Source organism: Neolewinella antarctica (assembly GCF_011927835.1).
Classification (GTDB): Bacteria; Bacteroidota; Bacteroidia; order Chitinophagales; family Saprospiraceae; genus Neolewinella; species Neolewinella antarctica.
Map to the genome: position 1 here is coordinate 196794 of NZ_JAATJH010000006.1, position 24138 is coordinate 220931.

Here is a 24138-nt window from a genome sequence, read left to right on the forward strand (position 1 = left end):
AATTCACGGTGTGGCTCGAATGCTCATTCGGGGCCACCCCACCCCCGCTCCTCCACCAAATGCCGCAACATCGCGGTGGGGTTGACAATCGGCATGACCAGTCTTTTACCCAGTATGCTGACCGTCCGCGCGTAGATCAAACCACGGACGGTACCCAGGGAAATGCCCAACAACGTTGCCAAAAAAGATTGCCGGTCGGGGTCCGCGAGGTGAGTCACTTCGAACTCGTAATCCTCCGAGTCGAAATGGTGAGAGACGCTCAACGAAACAAGCGGGTCATCCTTGGGGTCATCGGCCCCGGCATCACCGGCACTCACTTGGAGTAAGACAGTCACGGTATTCGGTCCGTCAGCACTAAAGTCGGCGTCGAACGTCCATACTACTTTGACTTCTTTGCCCCGTGACGCACTGTCCGGTGCCCGCACGAATAGTTGGTGCTCTTCGACTGCATTGAGGTGATACTGTTTCATTACGCAACCTGGTCAAAAATGATGGAAGACCCCGAATCGGCATTAACTACGTTGACCGTTGCGGCGGTTTGCTCGTCCCCAAAACGCATCGTTTGCTCGGCCCGGTAAGTAGCGTATAATCTCGGCCGCTCTCCCGTAGCCTGCTCGATTACTTTGTCCAGGTCAGCAAACTGGACCTGCGGCACTTTCCCAACCGCGAGTAAGAGGCTAATGAGTTTAGAAAGCTTGTGGTCAAAATCGCCATTGAGAATTTGGGAGACGTAGCCACGACTCACGCCCAACTGATCGGCGAAAGCACTCCGGCTGATTTTATTTTTGGTAAGGTGCGTATCGATCTGGCGGAAGATCTCCAGCTGGAGCTTGGTCGTCCAGTATTCTTCTTCCCGCATGCGCTCCCGGAGTGGTTGGCTGATCATTCTTCTTCGTTTGTAGTTTGCCCCGCCCCGTAGGCGGCTTTAAATCCTGCTTTAAGTTGCCGTAATTCGGCGATGGCTTTTGCCTGCTCTTTATCTCCTTTCTTAATTTGCCCGAGGACAATGACCCGGCCGTCGGGTGGTAACAAAAAATAGTAGAGCCGTAGCTGCTTTACCCGGAGCTCGAACTCGCGCCAAGTGTCTTCGGCCGGGACGCCCCGCAACTCCTTGATGGCGTTATTCGGAAGGGAGCGCCCGTAAGCGAGCTCTTCCAAGTAAACAGCTAGCCGGGATAGTTCCTTTTTGTTTCCGGCCTTCAGCATCTTTTTTTCGAAAGTCAAGTAGGGTGCCCGCCCGTCAACCTCCAACCAGTAGACGGATACCGGGGCGTGAATGGGTAGTTCAACTTTGCAAAGCGCAAAGGTAGGCATATTGTTTACTTTAAGCTAAACAAACGGAAGCGTTGTTAGGCAGCGTAATTTACCACAAATCATTATATTTGGTTGGCGCCAACCAACAAATTGTGCTCAATCATGATCTCACACCAACCGCACCGCCCCCGTCAACAACGCCTCCATCATCCCCGCCTTCACCGCGGCTACTTTGGCGCGGCGGGCGCGCAGGGCGGAGAGCTCGGCGTCCAGGTCGGTGAGGACGGTGGCGATGGCGCGTTGTTCTTTTAAATCGACAGGAAGTGTAATTGGTAATCTTTTCACTAGTTTACCCGTGTAGCTTTGTTGCTTAGTACCTTGGCAGTACTCTAGGGCTAGAGCATCACCATTCAATGAATAATAATAGAACAAATATTCAACCATCAATTTTGTTGAAATTGGAATTAATGCCATACAAGATTGATTACTAGTGGATTTGATGCCTACTATACCACAACTGCCACGAGTGCCAGCAGCCTCTAAACCTGTTATAGCGATCAAAAATGTGCCGGGTTCTAAATTCGAAAGATTAGTTTCAGAAACTGCTTGTGGAGTTATTTTCTCAAAAGTAGAATGTATTGTATTGTAGTTCAATTCACTGCTAGTGATCCAGGGAATATGTCCCGTATAAAATTCCTTACGATTTCTACGTGGTGTAGCGCCACTAGAAAAGCCTGTCATAACATCGTCGAAGGTTGTAGTTTCCCATTTCCCCGAAAACCCCGCCAACCGCCGCCCCCCACTCAACAACTCCTCCATCACCCCCCGCTTAAACGCCTCCCGCTTGCCCACCAACGCATCCAGCGCCGACAACAAACCATCCACGTCGCCCAGGGCGGTGGCGATGGCGTGCTGCTCGGGGAGGGGGGGGAGGGGGATTTGACATTTAACTATGTGATGATTTAAAATGTGAGTTTGAGTCACTCCATCATCAAACTTCATGAAATAAGGATTTCTATTCAAAATCCATTTTAAGTAAGATGAATTAGCTCCCTTTGACCTATATATGCATATTCGTTGATTTACAGCGTACAAATCATCGACGTTAATTACTATACATTTAGCTAGTGCTCTACCATTTGGCAGGTCGCTCAACACAGTTAAAACGTCACCAATTCTGGCTGGCATTCTATTGATCGTGCACTTTTTCAAAACCTTACCATCAGTAGAAATAAACTTAGAATTAACAACTACATAATCACCATGTGGATTGACAAAAGGCTCATGCGCTTTACCGTGAATAAAATCTACTACTTCAGGTAAGTATTTAACCTCCCACCCAACCGGTAAAACCCCAATCTCCGTCCGCCGGTACCCTTCCTTAATTCCTACCACGTCAGTCCCATTTTAGCCAGGTGATCGTTCACTTTTTCTTGCATCTCCGCCACGTCCGTTTCCAGCTCCGGCAGCGGGCGGTCGTAGCGGGTGGCGAGCTCACCGAGGCGGCGGGCCAGGCGCTGGGCGACGGCGGCGGTTTCGGCCTCGATGCGGCCGTAAATGGTTTCCAGCCACTTGTTCTCGATGACCAGTTCCCGCACGTCGGCCGGGGTCAGTTCGGCGTACTTGGTCCAGACGGCGGCTTGCAACTCAGTCTCGGCGGTCTTCGCGGCCCTGGCGGCTTTGGCGCGGGCGGCATCAGTCCGGCTGTATTCGTTTAGTACGGCTAGTTCCTCGGCGTCGTCCGGGTCGCGGGCTTTTTTGAGGGATTTGAGGCGGGCGGTGAGTTCTGCTTTCAGGATTTTACCCTTGTCGCTGGTCACTTCCCGGAGCAGGCCGTCTTCGCCGCCGTGTTCTTCCAGTAGTTCGGCGAGGCGGCTTTCGTGGTCGGCTACTTTGCTTTCCAATACCCGCACGGCACCCGCGTCCGCGCCCATGAAATGATCGCGTACGATGTCCGGCGGCAGTAGATCGGTGGTAAACTGTCCTTTCTTCACGCGGCCTTTCTTGTCCGTTACCGGCACCAGCTCGGCTTGCCAACCGTCGGCGAGCACGGCATAGACGTCGTCCTGCAGCGTGTCGTCCCAGTAGTCCATTAGGTGCTGGTAGGCGGCGTAGGGGTCCACGAGGCGGGCCCGGGCGTAAGCGTCGACGATGGCCTCGCCCAGTCGCGCGATCAGCTCCCGCGGCTTGGTGGCCCCGTCGATGTCGTTGAATTCCGCAAGTGCCAGCTCCTGCCAGCCGGCGAATACGTCGCGTAGATTTTCCTCAAAGGCCGTGAATTCCGCGTGTTCCCGGATGGTGGCCAGGGGCGCGGTCGCGGGTGCCCGCGTGGTTGGGGACGGCGACCCCAACGTAAGCCCGGAATAGCCGGGGCGAAGTGGTTTGAAGAGCTCCGCCCGCAGGCCGGGGAACGCCGCCCAGTAGTCGGCCAGCGCGTCCACGTCGGCGTCGGGGATGCCGCCGCGCAGGTGCCCGTCCAGGTCCTGCTTATCGGCCACGTCGCCCCCGTCGAGGTAGCGCGGCAGGTTGAGGTTGTAGTCGTTGGCGGCGATCTCGGCGGCCGGGACGCGGCGGGCGTAGCCGGGTACGTCGGTGCCGGCGTGGTAGGCGTCGACTATTTTGTGGATGTCGCGCTCGCGGAGGCGGTTCTTGGGGCCGTCCTTGCGGTAGTGTTTGCTGGCGTCGATTAAGAAGACGGAGTTGGGGGTTGCGAGTTGCGAGTCGGCTTTACTCAACACGATCACGCAGGCGGGGATGCCCGTGCCGTAAAAGAGGTTAGCCGGCAGGCCGATGATGGCCTTGATGTAACCGCGTTCCAGCAGGTTTTGGCGGATCGTCGCCTCGGCGTTGCCGCGGAAGAGCACGCCGTGGGGCAGGATGACCGCCGCCGTGCCGTCGTGTTTGAGGCTGGCCAGGATGTGGAGCAGAAAGGCGAAGTCACCGTTCTTGTTGGGCGGCAGTCCGTAGTCCTGGAAGCGGCGGTAAATGTCGGATTCCGGGTCGAAGCCGTCGCCCCATTCCTTGACGCTGAAGGGCGGGTTGGCCACCACGAAATCGAAGCGCTTCAGGCGCTCCTCGCCACCCACGACCTCGGTGAATTGGGGGCTGGCCAGGGTGTTGCCTTGTTTGATCTCGGCGTCCGGATGCTGGTGGAGCCACATGTTCATGACGGCCATGCCGCGCGTCTGGTTATCGCGTTCCTGGCCGTAGATCGTGAGGCCGTGGGGGCTGGCGTCGGCTACTTTCAGCAGTAACGAGCCGGAGCCGGCCGTGGGGTCGTAGACGGTAAAGTTGGGGGCCGTGGCGCGGTCGACGCCCAGGATGGCGGCCAGCACGCGGCTCACCTCGGCCGGCGTGTAGAACTGGCCCTTGCTCTTGCCGCTCTGGGTGGCGAAGTTGCGCATCAGGTACTCGTAGGCGTCGCCCAGCAGGTCGTCGTCGCCGGCCCGGTTGCTGCTGAAGTCGAGCTCGGGCTTCTGGAAAATGCCGATCAGTTTGCTGAGGCGGTCGATGATCTCCTGGCCCGTCCCGAGCTTATCGGTGTCGTTGAAGTTGGCCGTCGTGATGCTGCCGGCCAGCCCGTTGTGGGCGGCGAAGCGGGCGACGATCTTATTGAGCTGCTCGCCCACGCCGGTTTTGTTCTTCCAGTGCACCATATCGTGGAAGCTGCCCCCGTAGCCGATCTCCTGGCGGCTTCCCTCGGGCGGCTCCGGCGGCGGCATCTCGATCAGGCTGTCGGGCTGCGTCGCGCGGTCCGTCACGTACTTCATGAACAGCAGCGTAAGCACGTAATCTTTGTACTGGCTGGCGTCCATGCTGCCACGGAGCACGTCGGCCGCGTTCCAGATGGAGGCGTAGAGGTCGGATTTTTTTAGGGCCAAGTCGGGGGTATTTTGGGCGGCGGGGAGGGTGGGCGGCGAAGGTAGAACATGTCCGCCCAAAGCGAGCGGTGGACGCGCCATTAGCTACCGGGGCGAGTGCGGGGTTTAGTGGTTTGAGGGAACACCCCAAACCACGACCCAAGACTCCAGACTCCAGACCCCAGACCCTAGACCCTAGACCCCAGACCCCCAGATCCCCAGACCCCAGACCACAGACCCCAAACCAACCTACTCCTCCCGCAACATCCGCCGCAAAATCTTCCCAACGTTCGTCTTCGGTAACTCCTCCCGGAACTCAATCGCCTTGGGCACCTTGTACCCAGTCAAGTTCTCCCGGGCAAAAGCCTCGACTTCTTTCTCGGTCAATGATTTATCCTTCTTGACGACGAATAGCTTTACCATCTCACCGGACCGTTCACTCGGAAACCCGACCGCGGCGCACTCCATGATCTTCGGGTGCCCGGCCATCACGTCCTCCACTTCGTTGGGGTACACGTTGAAGCCCGAAACGAGAATCATATCCTTTTTCCGGTCGACGATCTTGAAGAACCCGTCTTCGCTCATCACGCCGATGTCGCCCGTGCGGAGCCACCCGTCGAGCATGACGTCGGCCGTTTCCTGGGGGCGGTTGTAGTAACCCTTCATGACCTGCGGGCCTTTCACCTGGATCTCGCCGCGCTCCTCGGGGTTGGCTACCCGGTCATCGTCTTCGTGCCAAATGCGCATGTCCGTGCTGGACATCGGCAGGCCGATCGTGCCGATGCGCTGATTACCGTCGAGGGGGTTCATGTTAGTGCAGGGGCTGGCCTCCGTCAGGCCGTAGCCTTCGCTGAGGGGGATGCCGGTAAGTTTTTGCCAGGCTTCCGCGACGGGCCGCTGCACGGCCATGCCGCCGCCGACGGCGAGTTCGAGGTGGCGGAAGTCCAGCTTCTGAAAAGCTTTGTCGTTGATCATCCCGTTGAAGAGCGTGTTGACGCCCGTCATGCCGGCAATTTTGTTGTCCTTGAACGCCTTGACGATCGTGGACATATCGCGCGGGTTGGTGATCAGCACGTTACAAACGCCGTGGGTGAACGCGCCGAAGCCGTTGACCGTGAGGGCGAAGATGTGGTACAGGGGAAGGGGGCAGAGCAGCCGCCCGTCCGTACTCTCCGGTAGCTTGGGCGCTAACCAGAAACGCGACTGCAGCGCGTTGGCGACGAGGTTGGTGTTCGTCAGCATGGCGCCCTTGCTCACGCCCGTCGTGCCACCGGTGTACTGGAGTGCGATGGTATCGTCCGGCTTGGATTCGTAGGGGGGGAGTTTTTGTTTCGCGCCGTCGTCGAGGGCCGTCTGGAAGGTGACCGACCCGGGGAGGTTGTACTTCGGCACCATGTTTTTCACGTTGCGGACGACGAAGTTCGTCAACCCGCCCTTGAAAAAGCCGAGGAGCTCGCCAATGCTGGTCGTGACCACGGTGGTAATCTCCGTTTCGCCGATGATGGTTTCTAAGTTCGCCGCAAAGTTTTCCGCAATGATGATGCCCTTCACGCCCGCGTCCGTGAACTGGTGCTTCATCTCCCGGGGCGTGTAGAGCGGGTTGGTGTTGACGATGACGAGCCCGGCCTTGAGGAGCGCGTGGAGTGCAATGGGGTACTGCAGTAAGTTGGGCATCATAACGGCCACCTTGTCGCCGGGCTGTAGGCCACGGTAATGCAGGTAGGCGCCGAAGGCGGTCGACATCTGGTCCAGCTCGCGGTACGTTACGTCCTTGCCCATGCAGTGGAAGGCGGCCTTGTTGGCGTATTTCTTCGTGGCTTCGGCCAGGAGGCCCTTCAGGTTGGGGTAGGGGGTGACGTCAATGTTGGCGGGGATGCCGGCTGGGTACTGTGCTAGCCAAGGGCGCTGGTCGGACATGTGTTGATCGAGTTTTAAGTTGTGGGGTAAATATAAGCCGGAAGGGTTTAGCCAAGAAACGACGCGCTCATTACTTACGGCGGGCGGTTGGCGGCCCCGCGCAAACCACCCCGGTCCTCACCTCGTCAACTATACGCTTACCCCGGGCGTTTATAACCAGTGCTTCGTTCGGCGCTTCCGGGCAACTTCTTGCCTCCCGTAGTATCTTCCCCCCGAACTTTACTCACCCCACCGGTCACGTTTGTCGCTACTGCCCCGGCGGGCTTTTTTAAATTATAACCACCCACCAAGATATGGAAAACGGAATACTCACCGAAGGTCAGCAGAAGGATACCGAGCTCATCGAAAAGTTACTAGACAAGATCGTCAAGAAAAAGGGTTTCGAGAACATTTGCGCCAACGCGGAAGGCTACGAGACGCCGGCCAAAATTCGCCGCGGCAAGGACAATGATGAGTTCTTTATTCCCGACGTGACCGGTGAGGTAAACGGTCGCAAATCCTACTTCGAACTCGGGATGAAATCCGGCGACGAGCGCCAACTCGTGACCAAGTGGCGTTTACTGTCCACCATCGCGGAGCTCAAGCACGGCAAACTTTACCTCGCCGTTCCCCGGGGCCACATGGCCTTTACCAACCGTATTCTGGCGGATTATCCCATTAAGGCGGAAGTGGTGAAGATTTGAGTTTATCGCCCGGATTAAAATATTTTGCGAGCCCCAACTACTTACGGTCGTTGGGGCTTTTTATTTTAAACAGGTGGCTGGTCGAGCTGCGCTACTAATTTCGGTGGTGGGCGCGGACGCGGGTGCCGAGTATGTACCTGAGGCCGAAGTCAGACGCCAGGGCGAAGTCAGACGGCGGCGGTACTTAATACCTGATGTTACGCAGATTATATCGCCACGTAGCACGAAGTACTGCGAAGCAAAACACAAAAGCACAAAAATCGGTGTACGGCTACGCCGAAGCACCGTTTACTTATTCTTGTGTGTTTTTGTGGCATAATCCATTAGTTAGCTCCTAAACCAAGGCTTTATATTTGTATCAGAATCTCTGACCCTACACCACATGAAAAACCTATCCTTCATCTACTTCATCCCGCTATTCCTCACGCCTTTTTTCGGAAACCTTTCCGCTCAACTGGCCGATCGGGAAGTAGTACTCAATTTCGATCGAGAAGCGCTCAACCTTCTGGGCTTACCCTACCGCATCGCCGCCATTGTCAGTACCCAGGCCGACGAATGGGCACCGCTCGGCATCGGGTACCGGGGCTTAAACTACACGCCACACTACATCCGGTTGGCGGGCGGACAAACCGAAGCACTGACCGGGCTGCTCGGCAACTCGATCCAGGACGACCAGCTTCCGGAAGCCGTGCTCCGCGTAACCGGCCTGACTGCCAACCAGGAGGTCACTTTTACGGCCGTCCGCATGAAGGTGGAGCTGGAAGCAGAACTACTCATCCCGGCCGAACACGGCTACCTCGTCTACGGCCCCGTCCGCAAAGTGCAAATGGAAATCGGCGGCAATGTCAAACGGGCTACGCCGCGGGAAATCACTGAGCTGCTGCAGGACGTAATTACCGAATTGGTTCAACTGCCCGGGGCGGGCGGGGTGGCCAAAAGCATTTCTGAAGAAGAGATCACTGAGTATCCGGCGAGTTACCCCATTCAGCAACGCTCGTCGGGTGACCTGCCCAGTGGTGTGTACGCGTCTCACCTAGACTTTCGGGCCGGCCAAGTCGATACGCTAGCGCTGCTCGAAACCCGCGCACCCAAATTGATCCACACCGACGAACTGGGAAATAAGTATTTCCAGGTCTCTTTCTCCCGCCCGGACGGCCTGGACCAGAGAGCGTTCCGTGAGGTGTGGGGCGTGCAGCACGAGGGCTATACCTTTTTTCGCCTTCCCGACGGTACCTTCTACCAGCTTCAGCGCACGCCGGAAAATGATTTTATCACGCACATCCCGGGCGGCTTTATGCTGACGAAGTATGACGGAGACGTTGTGATGGCGTCCGCCATGTTCGGCCTCGTCGGCGGCTTGCTGATGGCAGCCGCGTCGCGCCCGGACGGTGGGGAGATCACCGCCTTTCGGTATAATTTAAGCACGGGGCAATTTATACCAGCCGACCAGGTGACGCAAGGTGCCGTTTACAAGCCACGATTAATGATTACTAGTTCGCGGTTCAGTAAAAAGAAAGTTCAGTTGTTGATTCGGGCGGCGGATGGGACGGCTGCCCCGCTTGCCCCGGACAAGCAAATGGAAATACCCGCCTCGCCGGAGGTTTGTTTTCAGCTTGGTGACACGGACCTCGTTTGCGAACCCGTTCCGTCGTTTTCGTCACCGTCCGGTAGACTACTCGGCAAAATCGTCGTGATGGGAAGAGATCGCTACCGATTAGACTGGTTGGAAGGACCGGATGTTGACGTGCTGTTCAATCCTTCCGACCCGGACTAGCGTTGACGTAATCTCGAAACCCTAGCACCCGCTCCGGTAGCTACCGGGGCGCAACAAAAATTACTGAAACGCGCGGCGAGTCGAACTTTTAAAAAAAATTCATTAGCTTACTTTACGGGGGTAAATTTTTGATCTCGGCCGCTAGTTAACTGACACGCAACCGGATTATGCCACAAAAACACAAAAGAGTAAGTAAATTAGTGTTTTGGCGTAGCCGTACACCGATTTTTGTGCTTTTGTGCTTTTGTGTTTATGTGGCGAAATAGTCTGCGTGACATCAGTAATCAATGTTAGCGTACGTCAGGGCTTCGCCTTCTGGCCTTGTTTTGGCCACTTTTGCACTACTCTGTGTTGGCAAACTCCTCATTTAGCTCCTACACCTCATGAATAATTTGCGATATATCTGTCTGTTTGCGTTATTCTTAGCACCGTATTTCGGAGGATTTTTCGCCCAATCCGCCGATGAGGTAGTCCTCATCAACTTCGACGGCGAGCAGTTGGATCTCTCGGACTCGCCGTATCACATTACCGAAATTATTAGTATCCAAACCGACGCCCGGTCGCCCATCGGTATCGCGTACCGTGGGCACAACAGCACTCCCCACTACATCCGGCTGGAAGGCAGTCAGGAGAAAGCCTTAGCTAGCTTACTGAACAAAGCTACCCAGGATGACCAGCTTCCGCAAGCTATTCTTCGGGTAACGGGGCTGGCCGCTAACCAGCAAATCTCGTTTATGAGCACGCGCATCAATTTGGCGCTGGAGGCGGAATTGCTATTACCGACCACCGAGGGTGGCTATCTCGTTTATGGCCCCGTGCGGAAAGTACGGCGCGAAAGCGCCGGCTACGTAAAAAGGTCCGTGCCCGGTAAACTCACGGAGTTGCTGGACCAAGTGATTGCTAGCTTAGTTCAGTTACCCGGGGCGGGCGGGGTGGCCAGAAAAATTTCGGGCGCGGAAGCCAATAGCCCACCGGAAATCTACCCGGTCCAACAACTAGCGGGAAGCGAAATTCCCGATGGCATCTACGAATCTTTTTTGGATTTTCGTGCCGGCCGGCCCAGTACCCTCGTTACGGTAGCGCCCGGCACCCCTGAATTAATTTACATTGACGAAGAAAGGAAGAAATACCATAAAGTCTTATTCTCCCGTCCGGATGAAATAAATAAAAGGGCGTTCCGCGAAATATGGGGCGTGCAACAAGGAGGACACAGCTATTTTCGCCTCCCCGACGGCTCTTTTTACCAGCTCCAACGCACGCCCGAAAATGATTTCTTAGTTTCCATCCCGAATGGGTTAGTACTAATGAAGTACGATGCGAGTGTTGCGGAGGCTACCTTCTATTATGGTCTTACCGGAGGGCTCCTGGTAGCAAACCTGAAGTACCCGTACGGTGGAGAAATATCGACCTTTCGCTATAATTTAGCTGCGGGACAATTCGAACCGGCCCACCCGGAATTAAGCAGTGCCCCCGCCGCCCGCCTGCTGGTCACCAACTCTCGTTTTAGTAAGAAGAAGCATCAGCTACTGATCCAAAAAGAAAATGGATTGAGCACGCTACTTATTCCGGCGGGCATCACCGAAGTACCTGCTTCCGATACCATTTGCTTCCGGATCGGAGAGGAGGACGTCAGTTGCGAGCCCGTCCCGCCGGCCGGTTCGCTTTCTGGTCACCAACTCGGTAAAATTGTTGTTCTGGGAAGCGATCGCTACCGAATAGACTGGTTGGCGGGTCCGGAGATCGATGCGATGCTCGATATTTCTGACCCGGACTAGTACTTTGCTTCCCCCGACCACGGCACCCGCCCCGCTGGCTATCGGGGCGCAACAAAATTCCTGGAGCCCCCTTGAAATGGAGTAAGTAAGAAAGTAGAACCTTCCGATAAATCTTATTATTTCTGGATCGACATCCGGGGCTCAAGTTCTGAATTTGACCGTCAGGTGCCATTAGAGCAGTAGGTTAATTAGAAGGGATACGGAACGCGGCTGGTATTATTGACGAAAACCGTCAACTGTCAGTTGAAGTAATGAATTTGGCGCGTTTGTACCATGATGTAGCTATGAATTTACGGGTATTCTACGGTAACTGACCCCGACACACGGCCGTGACTAAAATGAGTACTATATTGACCGTCACGGGGGCAACGACGACGTCATTAGCACTAGTCAAAGCGGGTGGGAATCATGCTGAGTTATCGTCCCGGCCGCAAAACGTTCCCAGCATCAATTTCCTTAGTTAAAAACTACCCCGTGAATCGACTTTATATTTTGCTGTCATTATTGCTCCTGGGGGTAGGCATTTGCGCACAGCCCGACCGAAATCAAAAGTTTGTCGCCGCCGGTTACGTGGGGGCTAACTTCACGCAGGTCCACGGAGATTCCTACTTCGGATACAACAAGCCAGGGCTGCGGTTTGGCATTGAAACGCAATATTTATGGCGCCCCAAATACTTCGTTAGTCTAGGCGTCGGATTTTCTCAAGAAGGTGCCCGGCCGAGTAATGGCGAAGTAGACCAACGTGGCGGCAATGCGACGGTACTCAAACTATCGATGGTGGAAATTCCCCTACTATTTAATTACCGTTTAGGCAGCAAAGAGGCCTCCCGGAAGGCGAATAACTACGCTCTATACCGAAGTACGACATTGCAGCTCGGCGTCAAGCTCACCCGCCTGACCGGTTTTCAAACCGCCAACCGCGGATTTTTCGATCAGCTGCTACCCGACCCTGTTTATACCGAAGCGGATATTGAATTTCAGGACTTTGACTTTGCCGTTGTCGGTGGTGTTACGTTTCAATTAGGGCTGCGCTACGGTGTCTTTTTGCAACATAGCTTGTCCGTCCGGGGTCTTTACCGACCCGATGACGTAAAACTGGCGCAGGAAGGGCCTTACGACGTAACACAATTGCGCCCTTACTCAATTACCGTTGGTGGAAAGCTAGTGTTGTACTGAGTTCACGGCGGCACGGTTCCGCAGACTGGGCTGAACGCAACTTCTTCGCCTTATCGAAAATCAGTAGGTACGCTACTTTCCTTGATCGATTGCTTTGCCGAATTTAGGACCGTCGATTTAATAACTGTCCTGATTGAAGTGACGGAATTGTGGTGCTGATCGAGCCCTTTGGATGCCTGCATCCCGACTTGGTCGGGACGGTGGTTTCCAGGATAGGAAGAGCAGTGCCGCGAGACCAGGCTGCACCGCGAAGCAGCAACGTAGTTAAATCGGGCAGTTATTGAATTGGCGGTCCTTACGGTGGGCGGCCAGGGTCTGGTCAAGTGAGTTAGCTCTCTTTTGGCCGTAAAATACGTGTACGGTTAGTCCACCCGTAGTAATCCAAACACCCCATACACCATAACTCAGTATGCGTCGAAGAACTAAAAAAGCCCCGATCGCAACGGTAGCGACGGGGCTTTTCCAACTCAAGAATGAGCGCATTGAGCGAGGATGGCTACTTTTTCAGAGTAATCAGAATAGCCCCCTCATACTTCTCCAAATCGTAGCCGCGGGCCTTCATTTCCTCGGGTGCCTTGATCACGTTGATGCTTGCGATCGTGTCGGGGTCGACGTTCAGTTCTGACTTGTCCTTGACGGGCTTGCCGTTGATGACGATGAGGATCTTTTCGTCCATCCGCAGGAGCGGTTTTTCACCAGTAGTTCGGTAGGTTTTTTGTTCGCCGTCCGCCGTTCTGAATTTTAACACGGCATCGCCATCCGTCGAGCCCTTCGTCATCGTAACGTTCAAACGTCCGTCGTCGGCCGGCGCGGTCGCTCGCACGGTTTCGTAACCTACGTAGGCAAATACCAGCGTCTGCTCGCCCGCCGGGATGCGTATTTCGAACGCGCCTTCGAGGTTGGTGACCGCCCCCACGTTCGTTCCCTCCACGATAACGGTTGTGCCGATCAAAGGCTGGCCGGTTTCGCCGTCGGTTACCGTTCCGGTGATGGTCCGTTCGGTGGCCTGAAGAGAAATTAAAGAATTATCGGCGGCTAGCCAGCCCCGTTGGCTCGCATCACTTGCGCCGTACGCCAGCGTGAAACACAGGGGAACGATGGCCAGCGTTGCCAGTAAATAAGAGCGTTTGCGGCCGAAGCCGGGGCGGAGGCTACTTTGCCCGGAGGGGGAAAATAGGCGCTGAATACGGTAAGTGAAACTATTGTGGTCGATGGCGGCCATGGTAAAAGCTTGTTTAGGGTGAAGAGAATATTGAGCAACGCGCAGCAGCGCCCGGGCGTAGACGGTCTTCCCGACGTGCGGGATAACGGCATCGTCGCAGGCGAACTCGCGTTCGAGATTAATTTTCCCGGCCAGCCAGTAGACCAGCGGGTGGTAAAAGAAAAGGCGGACGGTAAGCTCCTGCACGGCGTTCCAGAACGGATCGTTGCGCCGGATGTGATTCAGCTCGTGGCGGAGAATGGCACTTACTTCGTCCGTGGTGAGGGAATTGACGAGCCCGACGGGAAACAGGATAACCGGGCGTAAAATTCCTACCGTCAGGACCTCCCGTACGCGATCCGTCACCTTCCAGCGGACGGCGTCACTCACCGCCATCTCTTTTCGTAAATCGGCGAAAAGCGCCCGCAGGGGAGGGGCCGGAAGCAGGCCGCCCCGCCGAATTTTTCTCGTGATCCAGTAGCGTTGAGCGCCCCACGTAAGACTAGCGAAAAGACCGATCAGGTAAGCGCCGGCGAGGTAATCCGTCCACCCCACCACCAAATCAATCCCCAGTTTACTGAGGTTATCGGTTAGCGCCAGTGTCGCTTGGTTACCGAGGGTGTCCCCCAGCCACGTCGCGTCCGCCCACGCCGCGGTGCTCGTCCGCCAGGCCATTACGTAGGTCAGGCAAAACGCCACCGGTAACGAGACGAGCGTTCCCAAATAGATCACGTAACGGTGTTTTGCCGTCTTGCTTAGTTGTGCCAGCGCATAACCCGTGCCGACCAGCAGGGTGAAAATCCAGCAGGAGTGCAGCAGGCTGATGGCCAGCGCCTCGAAAAAGAGGAAGGACGGTGATGTGCTCATTTGCGGTTCTTTTGTTCGATGAGCCACCGTTCCAGCGCTTCCAATTCGTTGGTCGTCGGGCGGTCGTTACCGAGGGCGCGGAGGGCAAGGCGTACCGGAGAGCCGGCGAAGGCCGTCTGGGATAGTCGGTCGACCAGGGCGGTCTCGGTCTCCTCCCGGCCGCGCACGGCGTCGTAGCGGTGCTGCTTGCCGTCCCGTTTTCTGGTCACCAGCCCCTTACGGTGCATTCGTTGTAGCTGGGTCAGGACGGTAGTATAACCCACGTCCTTTCCGGCGCGCTCGCCCCAGGCGTGGACGTCCTGGACGGTGCCGCCGGGGTTTTCCCAGAGGGCTTGTAGAAGAAGTAATTCCGCGTCGGAAGGAAGTGTTTTATCGGCCATGTACCAAAAGTACGACGTATGTAGTAATAAAGCAAATTTATCTACTACTAATGTCGTAATAAGGTTCGCGAGTTGGTTGCGGCACCGTTATCTGGGGCCCGCGCAAATAGAGTTTATTTGGTGAGGACGCCCGTTAGTGGGGGTAGGCAGACGGCAGGTGCAGTGGCTACTTGATCAGTTGCTGCATCCGCTGTCGGCTCAGCTCGGAAGGCCGTCTGACGTCGTACTTACGCTTCCCGTCCGCCTTCACGACGACGTAGGTAGGGTAGGAGTTAGCCCGCAGCCGGTCCATGATTTCACCGTGCACCAGCCGGTCCACGAACACGTGCGTCCCCGGCAACTCTTTGCCATTGATGATGGATTTCCACCGCGCCTCGGTGCCCCGCGACGAGGTGCAGAGGTAAACAAATTCTACCGGCAAGTCACTCGTCTGCCCGTGCAGGCGCTTACTGGCCGGGAATTCACCGATGCACGGCATGCACCAGACCGCCCAGAGATCGAGGTAAATGGCTTTGCCGGGGAAGGCTGCACGGATACTGTCCATCACTTGCTCGGCCGTGACGGAAGCGGGTGGGGTGTACAGGTTAGCGCCGAACGCGGTGGCGGTCACGGGCCCCAGGCCGGCTACTTCGGCGGGGTGATCGTGGGTATTCGTTACGGGGCCCAGCGTGGTGCTAGTCGTGTCGTCACTAGCGGCGGGCTGGGTCGTTTTTTGGGCGCAGGCGCAGGTGCCGAGTAGGGACAAAAAGAGCAGGGTACGGAGGGTCGGCATGGAGAATGATTGTGGTGTTTGGTCAGGTCGGGGAGACACAAAACTACTACCCCCATTCTTATGGTCGGAGAAGTACGTTAGTCGTGGTATTATCTGACGTAAGAACCGGGGCCACGGCAGGCTACGACTTTCCGTTCCTCGGCCTCGTCACTAACCGCCAAATTACTAGCTGCCGTTACGCAGATTATTTTGCCACACAGCACGAAGTGCCGCGAAGCAAAACACAAAAGCACAAAAATCGGTGTACGGCTACGCCGAAGCACCGTTTATGTATTCCTATGCGTTTTTGCGTTTATGTGGCATAATCCGGTTGCGCAAGGTCAATCACTATGCTTTAATTGCAAGTCAGATTTAGCCACGATATTATTTCGGCAAAGTAGTTTCACCGGCCCAAAACCTTGTCCTTCAGGGTACGCAAAATCATTCGTCCGTAAGGTGCCCGCACTACTTTGGCGTACCGGCTAAGTTTCTGGGTCGTGGTGGCTTTCTCTCTTGCCCGCAGTATCAGCAAGTAAGCTTCCACGGTGTGGTGAAAGAAGTTTTCTTCGCCGAACACTCGTTCCCATTCGCTCCTGGCGTTACGGGCAATTTGCTCCGCCCTGCTTTCTAGCTTTCTGAGAATCTGTGGTAATTCGCCAATGCTATTTTCTTTGATCATGATGCAGCAGGACGACCAGTCGACAAAGGGCGGCCGAACCCAGTCGTCCGCAATCACCACCGGCACCCTGGCCGCGCGCATCGCCTCGAACAGGCGCATGGAGGAAGGGGCGATGCCGCGGGGGCAGATGATGAATTTCGAATTCCGAAATAACCGCTTTTAATCACCGAGGAAACTCCGCTTCGCCGGGTCCGAGGGGGCTGAGTTCTTCCTTAAATTGATTTGGCTGGTATCGGTCGTATCGATGAAGTGCCCCCGCCCATCGTTTACGTTCATCAGTACCCGCCTGATCGGGTGGGTCACGACCGATCCTTTGAAGGACCATAAGTATGTAGCGTTGTCGTCCCACGCCAACTTTTCCAACGTAGGCTCCGCGGACCCGGGGTGGGCGTACGACCAACCAAGGCTCATGTTGGGGTAACTACTGAGCCCGTCGTGCCAGCCCGCGCAAAGCCCGCCGAGTAACGGAGAAGGAAAATCACCACTATCGTGGAGTAATGCTTTACGCGGGAATTTGCGAAAAACCGGATCCGCAAGGAGGGACAAACCGGCGGGCTGGAATTTGTGATTGATCGCGTAGAGAATCGCGTCCGCCACGGCGGGGTCGTCAACCAGTTCGTGAACCCCGTGGGCGTCGTTCGCGTAGCTTCTTTCTATTCGCTCGCGGGGGTAGTCTTCGTATTCGTCGGCTACTCGATTTAGATCGACAAGAAATAGCTTAGCCATGGCTAGAGTTTAATAGCTGGAAATTGAGGCCCATGAAGCACCCTAAATGACGTTTTGCGCTTTTGCGATCCACAACGATGTAGGTTTGCCCCGGCTGGTGTCGATGCTACTTATAGCATGTTGGCACTTTAGCTTCCGGCCTTGTTTTGGCCACTTTTGCGGTGGTTAGTCAGTAGTCTAGGACCCTTTACCCAGACTACTGAAAAGCAAAATTCTCATTCCCCGATAGCTATCGGGGCGGCTAAACTCCGGTTTACCTTCGATGCTACTTCGTGGTTGCTGCCTTAACCATCACAAAACTGTCTCACCACGCAGTAGCAGCGTAGCTAAAACCGGCCAGGAACCCACCCCGAAGGAGCAGCGTAGCTAAAGTCCCAACATGCTCTTACTTGGGTATTGTTACCGTTAAGATAGTGATACACCCTCAATTAGGTTATTTTGGGTGATTAAACGTTTAAACGTGATTAGGGAAACGGAACCCCGGTGGATCCTTGGTGCGTGTGGATAGAAAACGTCGAGGAAGTCGCGATCGAGAACATCGCCGCGCGTGTCAGGCTCGAATAAATCACGACTTACGACGAGGTTAATTCGGGTTGTCATAACCTAAGGTAGTTTTTCCGCACCTCCCCGTCCTTCCCCGGCACCCGCGACCGCGCCAGCTAGTCCCGCTCTTAATCAGGGCGACCGCGCAAATTCCACATCCTGGCCCCAACAATGTGGAGAACAAGCCCCGCCCGCCGCCCCGCCGAGCCCTATCTTTGCTCCCCCAAAGGCAAGTCGCGGCCGCCGCATCCTGGACGACCGCAGACTATAGACCAAAGACCAATTAATGAGCGACGTAATCCACCACGAATGCGGCCTGGCGATGGTCCGGCTCCGCAAACCGTTAAGTTATTACCAAGAGAAATACGGCACGCCGATCCACGGCCTGAAATGTCTCCAACTGCTGATGCGCAAGATGCGGAACCGCGGGCAAGACGGCGCCGGCATGGCTACCATCAAGCTCGACCACCCGCCCGGCAGCAAATTCATCAGCCGTAAGCGGAGCAACGACAAAAACTACCTCGACCACCTCTGGAAGGGCGTCTACCGCCGCTTCAACGAACTTACACCGGAGCAACTGGCCGACGGTGAATACCTCAAAACCAACCTCCCCTACACCGGCGAGCTCATGATGGGCCACCTCCGCTACGGCACGCACGGGAGCAACGACATCGAGACCTGCCACCCCTTCCTTCGCCAGTCCAACTGGAAGACGCGCTGTCTGATCGTAGCCGGTAACTTCAACCTGACGAACGTCGACGAACTATTTCAGGAACTCGTCGAACTCGGCCAGTACCCAAAGGAGAAATCCGACACGGTCACCGTTCTCGAAAAGATCGGCCACTTCCTCGACGACGAAGTCCAGCGCATCCACCAGTGGCACAAGCCCGATGGCCACACCAACATCGAGATCAACGACATCATCGCCGAAGAACTCGACGTGCAGCGCTTGCTGAAGCGTGCCAGTAAGAAGTTCGACGGCGGCTACGTGATGGGCGGCATGATCGGCCACGGCGACGGCTTCGTGATGCGCGACCCGGCGGGTATTCGGCCGGCGTTTTACTTCGAGAATGAGGAATTCGTAGCGGTTGCTTCCGAACGGCCCGCCCTGCAAACCACCTTTAACGTTGATTTCCACGAGATCAAGGAGGTCAAACCCGGTCACGCGCTGATCATCAAAAAGGACGGGAAAACGTCGATGGAACGCTTCATCAAGGCCATCCCCCGCGCCGCCTGCTCTTTCGAGCGGATCTACTTCAGCCGGGGCACCGACCGCGATATTTACCTGGAGCGCAAAGAACTCGGCCGACTGTTGGCCAAGCAGGTCGCCGAAGCCATCGACTACGACTTCAACAACACCGTATTCAGCTACATCCCCAACACCGCCGAAACGGCCTACATGGGCATGGTCGAAGGGCTGGAACAGGAGCTGACGAACTGGAAGGAAAAGGAGATTGCCAAACAGCAGAAGAAGGGCAAAAACGGCTTCAATAAGATCCTCAATACCAAAGTCCGCAACGAAAAAATCATCGTTAAGGACGGCAAGGTCCGCACCTTCATCGCCGACACCAACAGTCGGGGCGACATGATCAGCCACGTTTACGACGTCACTTACGGCATCGTCAAGAACCACAAGGACACCCTCGTTCTGCTCGATGACTCCATCGTCCGCGGCGCCACCATGCGGGATTCAATCATCAAAATCGCCAGCCGCCTCAAGCCGAAGCGGATCATCGTCGTCAGTTCCGCCCCCCAGATCCGCTACCCCGATTGCTACGGCATCGACATGAGCCGGATGGGGGAGTTTGTCGCCTTCAAGGCCATGGAGAGTCTGCTCAAGAAGCAGGGCAAGCAAAAGCTGCTGAAGCAGGTCTACGAAAAGGCGCTCAAGGAACTGGAGAAGCCAAAGAACAAGATGATCAACGTCGTGCAGGAATTGTACAACGAGCTCTCCTACGAATCCGTCAGCAAGGAGATCGCGCGCATCATCACGCCGGAAGGCACCATCCCGAAGGTCGACGTCATCTACCAGACGGTCAAAGGTGTCCACAAGGCCTGCCCGAATAACAACGGCGACTGGTACTTTTCGGGGAATTACCCGACGCCGGGTGGGTTCAAGGTGGTGAATAAGGCGTTTGTTAATTATATGGAGGGGAGTGACGCGCGGGGGTATTAGGTTTTAGGCGGTAGTATATTAGGCGGTAGGCAGGTAGGCAGGTAGGCCCGTACGATAGGCGTTGCTCACGTGATAACGAATATCTACCGCCTTCTCTTCCTACCGCCTTCTCTTCCTACCGCCTACTCTTCCTACCGCCTATTCTTCCTAAAAAAGTTATTGATCGATAATTAACACCACTTCGCCGAAGAAATAGCGGGCGCGGTCGCGGGTGCCGGCATATTTGGAGCATAGCAAAATAAATCCCTATGTCTCCCCAGGAAATTAACACCCTGAGCCACGCTTTTTACCCGGATTACCGCCCTTTCGCCCTGACCTTGACGCGCGACGAAGACCGGGCGATGGACCTGCTGCAGGAAGCCATCTACCTCATTCTGAAAAACCACGAACGCTTCGTGTCCGGCACCAATATCCAGGCGTGGATCAAGACCATCATCCGCAACGTTTTCATCACCGACTACCGGAAGGCAAAGCGGCGGCTGGAGATCGTCACCGAAGACGTGCCCACCACCAACTGGGCCAACCGCACGATCGCCGAGAACCCCGCCCTGGCGGACCTCAGCGCGGAAGACATCATGACGCGCGTGGAAGCACTCTCACCGATCTACCGCCGGGCCTTCAAGTTGTACAACAACGGGCTCAAATACCAGGAAATCGCCAACGTCACCGGCGTGCCGATCGGGACGGCTAAGAGCCGGGTTTGGACCGCGCGGCAGCAACTAAGAACGGTGTGACAGTACTACAGCGTACGGGGCGGGGTTTATTACGAGTTCGGTAGTCGCTAACCTTTAGGCCTCAATAACCGCCCGTACGCTGCCCATTTTCAAAAGTCGCCGCTCCGCTTCTTCGTAACTAATGCCGAGCGCGTCCACAATCATCTTAGCCCCCCGGTCCACCAGCTTAGCATTACTCAGCTGCATGTCCACCATCCGGTTGTCCTTCACCCGGCCGAGGCGGATCATGGTGGTGGTCGTGATCATGTTCAGGATCATCTTCTGGGCCGTGCCGGACTTCATCCGCGTGGAGCCCGTAACGAACTCGGGGCCGACGACGGCCACGAGCGGGTGGTCGGCGTGGTCCGTGACGGGCGCGCCGGGGTTACAGGTGACGCAGGCGGTAAGGATGCCGCGTTCCCGCGCTGCCTTGAGGCCACCGATCACGTAGGGCGTGGTTCCGGAGGCGGCGATGCCGATCAATATGTCATCCTCGTTAATGTGGTGAGCTTCCAGGTCCTTCCAGCCCTGGTCGAGTGCGTCTTCGGCGGACTCGACGGGGTGGCGTAGCGCGTGGTCGCCACCGGCGATGAGGCCGACCACCATCTCCGGCGGGACGCCGAACGTCGGGGGGCACTCGCTGGCGTCCAGCACCCCCAGCCGGCCGCTCGTTCCCGCACCGACGTAAAAGATCCGCCCGCCGCGCTGCATCCGGGGGACGATTGCTTCCACCAATTTCGTGAGTTCCGGGATGCACTTCTCTACGGCCAGCGCGACCTTCTGGTCTTCACCGTTGATGCGGGTCAGTAAGTCTGCAGTGGTTCTCGTTTCGAGATGGCGGTGGAGACCGGGTTGTTCGGTAATTTTTTGCATGGTTCGGGTAGCGTACGACTTTGGTGGCACGCCCGTCGGCAAAGGTACTTGGTTCGGACAAAGTCTAACTTAGGTTACTTAACTGACCGTACGCAAAAGATTTAACCACGTAGCACACAAAGGTCACAAAGCATACTACTGGACATTTTCCCCGGACGCTTGGAGGACCTCAACAATTTCGCCTTCGGCTTCACGGCAGAGGACGCTCCAAGGTCCTCAAGTAGAATTTTAGAACCTTGGAGCGTCTCGAAACTAAAGCGCAGCGAAGGGTTTCGAGTCCTCCAAGCGTCCGATTTGAAAATGTCCAGTAGTGTGGTCACAAAGAGTAGCTCTTCTTTGTTTTCTCCGTGCTCTGTGTGGCAGAAAAGAAAAGTGCTGCGTAAGGTCAGTTACCTAACCACAATCTTGCGGGTCGCCGTCCCGCCCGGTCCGGTCAGCCGAGCTAGGTAAATACCCTTTGCTTGCTTTTTCCCGTTCCACTGCACCCGCGACCGCGCCACATCCACCGGGATTTGCGCAACTTGGCGGCCACTCACGTCAAAAATAGTGACCTCCGTGACGCTTCCCGCCGGCCAGCCCGAAACAATGGTTCGGCCGGTAGTCGGATTGGGAGAGACCGTAAAGTCGAAATCCGCCCGCCGCACGTTGCGGAGGGGAACCGTCGTGTCGTTCAGCAAATTCGTCCGAAAAAAGGCCGCGCCGCCGCGCTCGTTACCGACCACTAATTCCAGACCGCCGTCGCCGTCAAAATCACCGAAAGCAGGATTAGCGTAGCTGCCGAACGTAGCCCCGTCAATCACCTCGGTCAGGAGTTTAAAGGGCTCGTTTACGGTCGTATCCAGCCCGAAGCGATAAGCTTCCAACGTTCCGTTTTGGTTGCCCGTCACGACCAGCGTGTGGTCCGTGCGCTGGATGACCCACGGCGTGGGGTGGCCCGTGCTCGACCCCGGCACGGCGGCGTTGATGCCCCCCAACTGCAGCGCGTTTCCCGCGGCCGAGGTGGATGGATCAAACAGCGGTTCCGTCGCCGTGCCCGCGTTGCGGTAAAAGCGGATGCGCCCGTCGAAGCCACCGACGAGCAAGTCCAGCGCACCGTCCCGGTCGAGATCGGAGAGGAACGGCTTCGAAAACTGACCGGCATCCAGACCGAAATATTCGAAGACCGGCGCACCAAAGTTGGCCAGTTGGCCCGCTCCGCCCCGATTCTCGATATAGATTAACTTACCGTCGCGCGTACCGATAATTACGTCCTCGTCGCCGTCCGCGTCGAGGTCGCCGAACGTAGGCGCGTAGGCCCACAGGGCGTTCGTATAGCTGCTCAGGCCGAGGTAGTCTTCGTCGACGAGCTCAAAGGCGAGCTCACCACCTTGCGGCGTGACGTTGCGGAATAGCCGCAGGCGGCTGTCTAGCGTATTCGCACCCGTGTACTCGTCGTTGTTGCCGAGCACGAGGTCGAGCCGGCCGTCGGCGTCGTAATCAAAGGTCGTCGCGTTGGCGCTGGTGCCGAGGTCGATCATCTCGTCGACCAGGAAGCGGCGCGTGGAAAATTGGAAATCCGGCGCGGCGTCGGTGCCGACGTTGTCGTACAGCCAGCCAACCTCTACGTCGCCACCGTTGAGGGTTGTGGTGGGTGCTCCGACGAGGTCGCGGTCACCGTCCTGATCGACGTCGAGGTGGAAAGCGGCGGGGAAGGAAGGGATTTGTGCGGTGACGCCCCCGGCTTGCCAGTTAGGATCTTGCTCCGAAATCCACGCCTGGTCCCGGCTGCCGTTGTTGAGCCCCAGGGTGAGTTGGGAGAAGGAAATGTCGCCGAGCAGCATGTCCATCAGGCCGTTGCCGCTGTAGTCGAGCGACAGGATGGTGGAGCCGGAGTGCCGCGTCTGAATGGGCCGGAGGCCCGCCTGGTCGTAGCATTCGCCGGGCGCTGCGGCCAGGTCGAGCGCGGTCGAAAGCCCGGATTCGAAGAAGCCACCGTAGCACTGGTCGTCCAGCACGTAAATTAGGGTGTCCGCCCCGAAGCCCCGTTCCACGGCCACGTTTTTGTAGAACTCCACGTAGCCGCCGATGACGCTGAACGTGAGGATATCGAGGTCGCCGTCAAAATCTACGTCCGCAATGGAAGGGTAGTCGATGGCGGTGACGAAGATGTTCGTGCGGCCGTTGCCGAAGGGGAAGTAGAGGATGGGCAGCGCGCCACCGAAGTCAACCACTTCGAAGCTGAGCAGGCCGTCGGCTTCCCGTTTGCCCCGCAGCACCTGGATGCCGTCCACCCCGTCGGCGTACGTGAACAGGTCGGGCGTGCCGTCCTGGTTATAATCGCGCACCGCCATCCACTCGTCCACTTTTGGGAAGTTAACGAGTAGCTCGGGCGCGGCGCGGTACTGCCCGCCGCCCAGGCTGCGCGCGGCGAGGAATTGCTGGCCCGTCCGGTCGTAGATTAGCAGGTCGTCGGTGCCGTCATTATCCAGGTCCGCCGCCTGAAACTGGGGCGCGTTCAGGCCGCCGAACCAGGGCATGGTGAGTTCCCGGCCGTCCACGGTCACGCGCGGGGCGATGGGCTCCAACTCGATGTTTTGGGCGCGGACGCCGGTGCAGAGTAGTAAGGAGAGGAGCAGGGTTTTTGTTACTTTCATGTTTTCGGCGAATTCACCCGTTTTAGATAAGCGTTATTCTTAGATACCGTCGCCCTTTAAGCGGGGATAGGAATAGCCGCAAATCAACGCTACGGGATGCGGCAGCCTAAGCGCGAAGCGCCTAACCGCGCAGCGGACTAATTTACTAACTATCTTC

18 protein-coding genes and 1 pseudogene are annotated in these 24138 nt (G+C 56.5%); 6 read left to right on the top strand and 13 right to left on the bottom strand.

Annotated features, from left to right (window positions below):
• Positions 1–23 precede the first annotated feature (23 nt).
• From GGR27_RS16510 to GGR27_RS16535, 6 genes are all read right to left on the bottom strand, one after another.
• A complete protein-coding gene (locus GGR27_RS16510; RefSeq protein ID WP_168039348.1) occupies positions 24–470 on the bottom strand; it encodes a hypothetical protein in 447 nt (148 codons plus the stop codon).
• Complete coding sequence (locus GGR27_RS16515) at positions 470–886, bottom strand: helix-turn-helix domain-containing protein (protein ID WP_168039350.1); 417 nt, start codon at positions 884–886, stop codon at positions 470–472. The genes GGR27_RS16510 and GGR27_RS16515 overlap by 1 nt, the downstream gene beginning before the upstream one ends.
• Positions 883–1314: a hypothetical protein gene (locus tag GGR27_RS16520; protein WP_168039352.1), complete on the bottom strand. Its 432-nt coding sequence runs from the start codon at positions 1312–1314 to the stop codon at positions 883–885. The genes GGR27_RS16515 and GGR27_RS16520 overlap by 4 nt, the downstream gene beginning before the upstream one ends.
• A 108-nt stretch (positions 1315–1422) precedes the next feature.
• Entirely contained in the window at positions 1423–2649 is a 1227-nt protein-coding gene (locus tag GGR27_RS20490) for a restriction endonuclease subunit S (protein WP_168039354.1), read from the bottom strand.
• Complete coding sequence (locus tag GGR27_RS16530) at positions 2643–5135, bottom strand: type I restriction-modification system subunit M (protein ID WP_168039356.1); 2493 nt, start codon at positions 5133–5135, stop codon at positions 2643–2645. The genes GGR27_RS20490 and GGR27_RS16530 overlap by 7 nt, the downstream gene beginning before the upstream one ends.
• Before the next feature lie 228 nt (positions 5136–5363).
• A complete protein-coding gene (locus tag GGR27_RS16535; RefSeq protein WP_168039358.1) occupies positions 5364–7031 on the bottom strand; it encodes an AMP-binding protein in 1668 nt (555 codons plus the stop codon).
• Positions 7032–7324: 293 nt separating this feature from the next.
• On the opposite strand from GGR27_RS16535, the gene GGR27_RS16540 reads away from it, so the two are divergent.
• The 4 genes from GGR27_RS16540 to GGR27_RS16555 all read left to right on the top strand — a co-directional run bounded on the left by GGR27_RS16540 (position 7325) and on the right by GGR27_RS16555 (position 12439).
• Entirely contained in the window at positions 7325–7714 is a 390-nt protein-coding gene (locus GGR27_RS16540) for a hypothetical protein (protein ID WP_168039360.1), read from the top strand.
• Positions 7715–8096: 382 nt separating this feature from the next.
• Complete coding sequence (locus tag GGR27_RS16545) at positions 8097–9488, top strand: hypothetical protein (RefSeq protein ID WP_168039362.1); 1392 nt, start codon at positions 8097–8099, stop codon at positions 9486–9488.
• 383 nt (positions 9489–9871) lie between these two features.
• Positions 9872–11263: a hypothetical protein gene (locus GGR27_RS16550; protein WP_168039364.1), complete on the top strand. Its 1392-nt coding sequence runs from the start codon at positions 9872–9874 to the stop codon at positions 11261–11263.
• Positions 11264–11737: 474 nt separating this feature from the next.
• Positions 11738–12439: a hypothetical protein gene (locus tag GGR27_RS16555; RefSeq protein ID WP_168039366.1), complete on the top strand. Its 702-nt coding sequence runs from the start codon at positions 11738–11740 to the stop codon at positions 12437–12439.
• A gap of 496 nt (positions 12440–12935) precedes the next feature.
• Here the strand turns inward: GGR27_RS16555 and GGR27_RS16560 are convergent, their stop codons facing one another.
• The 5 genes and pseudogenes from GGR27_RS16560 to GGR27_RS16580 all read right to left on the bottom strand — a co-directional run bounded on the left by GGR27_RS16560 (position 12936) and on the right by GGR27_RS16580 (position 17043).
• Positions 12936–14507: a M56 family metallopeptidase gene (locus tag GGR27_RS16560; protein WP_168039368.1), complete on the bottom strand. Its 1572-nt coding sequence runs from the start codon at positions 14505–14507 to the stop codon at positions 12936–12938.
• Complete coding sequence (locus GGR27_RS16565) at positions 14504–14887, bottom strand: BlaI/MecI/CopY family transcriptional regulator (protein ID WP_168039370.1); 384 nt, start codon at positions 14885–14887, stop codon at positions 14504–14506. Before GGR27_RS16565 ends, GGR27_RS16560 begins: the two co-directional genes overlap by 4 nt.
• Positions 14888–15053: 166 nt before the next feature.
• On the bottom strand, positions 15054–15659 hold the full coding sequence (locus tag GGR27_RS16570; protein ID WP_168039372.1) for a TlpA family protein disulfide reductase: 606 nt from the start codon (positions 15657–15659) through the stop codon (positions 15054–15056).
• A 382-nt stretch (positions 15660–16041) separates the two neighbouring features.
• Positions 16042–16461: pseudogene (locus GGR27_RS16575) on the bottom strand (exostosin domain-containing protein); the annotation flags it as partial.
• Between the two features lie 15 nt (positions 16462–16476).
• The gene (locus GGR27_RS16580; protein WP_168039374.1) at positions 16477–17043 is read right to left on the bottom strand and encodes a hypothetical protein; all 567 of its coding nucleotides are present in this window, start codon (positions 17041–17043) and stop codon (positions 16477–16479) included.
• Positions 17044–17872: 829 nt separating this feature from the next.
• Here GGR27_RS16580 and GGR27_RS16585 point away from each other — a divergent pair.
• A complete protein-coding gene (locus GGR27_RS16585) occupies positions 17873–19762 on the top strand; it encodes an amidophosphoribosyltransferase (protein ID WP_168039376.1) in 1890 nt (629 codons plus the stop codon).
• 248 nt (positions 19763–20010) lie between these two features.
• Positions 20011–20496 (top strand): RNA polymerase sigma factor, encoded by a 486-nt coding sequence (locus GGR27_RS16590; RefSeq protein WP_168039379.1) that lies wholly within the window; start codon positions 20011–20013, stop codon positions 20494–20496.
• Between the two features lie 54 nt (positions 20497–20550).
• Here the strand turns inward: GGR27_RS16590 and murQ are convergent, their stop codons facing one another.
• Positions 20551–21348, bottom strand: coding sequence for an N-acetylmuramic acid 6-phosphate etherase (gene murQ, locus GGR27_RS16595; protein ID WP_168039381.1), 798 nt, complete (start codon positions 21346–21348; stop codon positions 20551–20553).
• 389 nt (positions 21349–21737) lie between these two features.
• Positions 21738–23981, bottom strand: a complete 2244-nt coding sequence (locus GGR27_RS16600) for a T9SS type A sorting domain-containing protein (protein WP_168039383.1) — start codon at positions 23979–23981, stop codon at positions 21738–21740.
• Between the last annotated feature and the right edge of the window lie 157 nt (positions 23982–24138).

What these genes read in the sequence shown, in the direction of transcription:
- GGR27_RS16565 (WP_168039370.1), bottom strand. Translation starts at nt 14,887, where the DNA reads ATGGCCGATAAAACACTTCCTTCCGACGCGGAATTACTTCTTCTACAA.
- GGR27_RS16600 (WP_168039383.1), bottom strand. Translation starts at nt 23,981, where the DNA reads ATGAAAGTAACAAAAACCCTGCTCCTCTCCTTACTACTCTGCACCGGC.
- GGR27_RS16545 (WP_168039362.1), top strand. Translation starts at nt 8,097, where the DNA reads ATGAAAAACCTATCCTTCATCTACTTCATCCCGCTATTCCTCACGCCT.
- GGR27_RS16585 (WP_168039376.1), top strand. Translation starts at nt 17,873, where the DNA reads ATGAGCGACGTAATCCACCACGAATGCGGCCTGGCGATGGTCCGGCTC.
- GGR27_RS16540 (WP_168039360.1), top strand. Translation starts at nt 7,325, where the DNA reads ATGGAAAACGGAATACTCACCGAAGGTCAGCAGAAGGATACCGAGCTC.
- GGR27_RS16560 (WP_168039368.1), bottom strand. Translation starts at nt 14,507, where the DNA reads ATGAGCACATCACCGTCCTTCCTCTTTTTCGAGGCGCTGGCCATCAGC.
- murQ (WP_168039381.1), bottom strand. Translation starts at nt 21,348, where the DNA reads ATGCAAAAAATTACCGAACAACCCGGTCTCCACCGCCATCTCGAAACG.
- GGR27_RS16580 (WP_168039374.1), bottom strand. Translation starts at nt 17,043, where the DNA reads ATGGCTAAGCTATTTCTTGTCGATCTAAATCGAGTAGCCGACGAATAC.
- GGR27_RS16515 (WP_168039350.1), bottom strand. Translation starts at nt 886, where the DNA reads ATGATCAGCCAACCACTCCGGGAGCGCATGCGGGAAGAAGAATACTGG.
- GGR27_RS16590 (WP_168039379.1), top strand. Translation starts at nt 20,011, where the DNA reads ATGTCTCCCCAGGAAATTAACACCCTGAGCCACGCTTTTTACCCGGAT.
- GGR27_RS16550 (WP_168039364.1), top strand. Translation starts at nt 9,872, where the DNA reads ATGAATAATTTGCGATATATCTGTCTGTTTGCGTTATTCTTAGCACCG.
- GGR27_RS16510 (WP_168039348.1), bottom strand. Translation starts at nt 470, where the DNA reads ATGAAACAGTATCACCTCAATGCAGTCGAAGAGCACCAACTATTCGTG.
- GGR27_RS16520 (WP_168039352.1), bottom strand. Translation starts at nt 1,314, where the DNA reads ATGCCTACCTTTGCGCTTTGCAAAGTTGAACTACCCATTCACGCCCCG.
- GGR27_RS16535 (WP_168039358.1), bottom strand. Translation starts at nt 7,031, where the DNA reads ATGTCCGACCAGCGCCCTTGGCTAGCACAGTACCCAGCCGGCATCCCC.
- GGR27_RS16570 (WP_168039372.1), bottom strand. Translation starts at nt 15,659, where the DNA reads ATGCCGACCCTCCGTACCCTGCTCTTTTTGTCCCTACTCGGCACCTGC.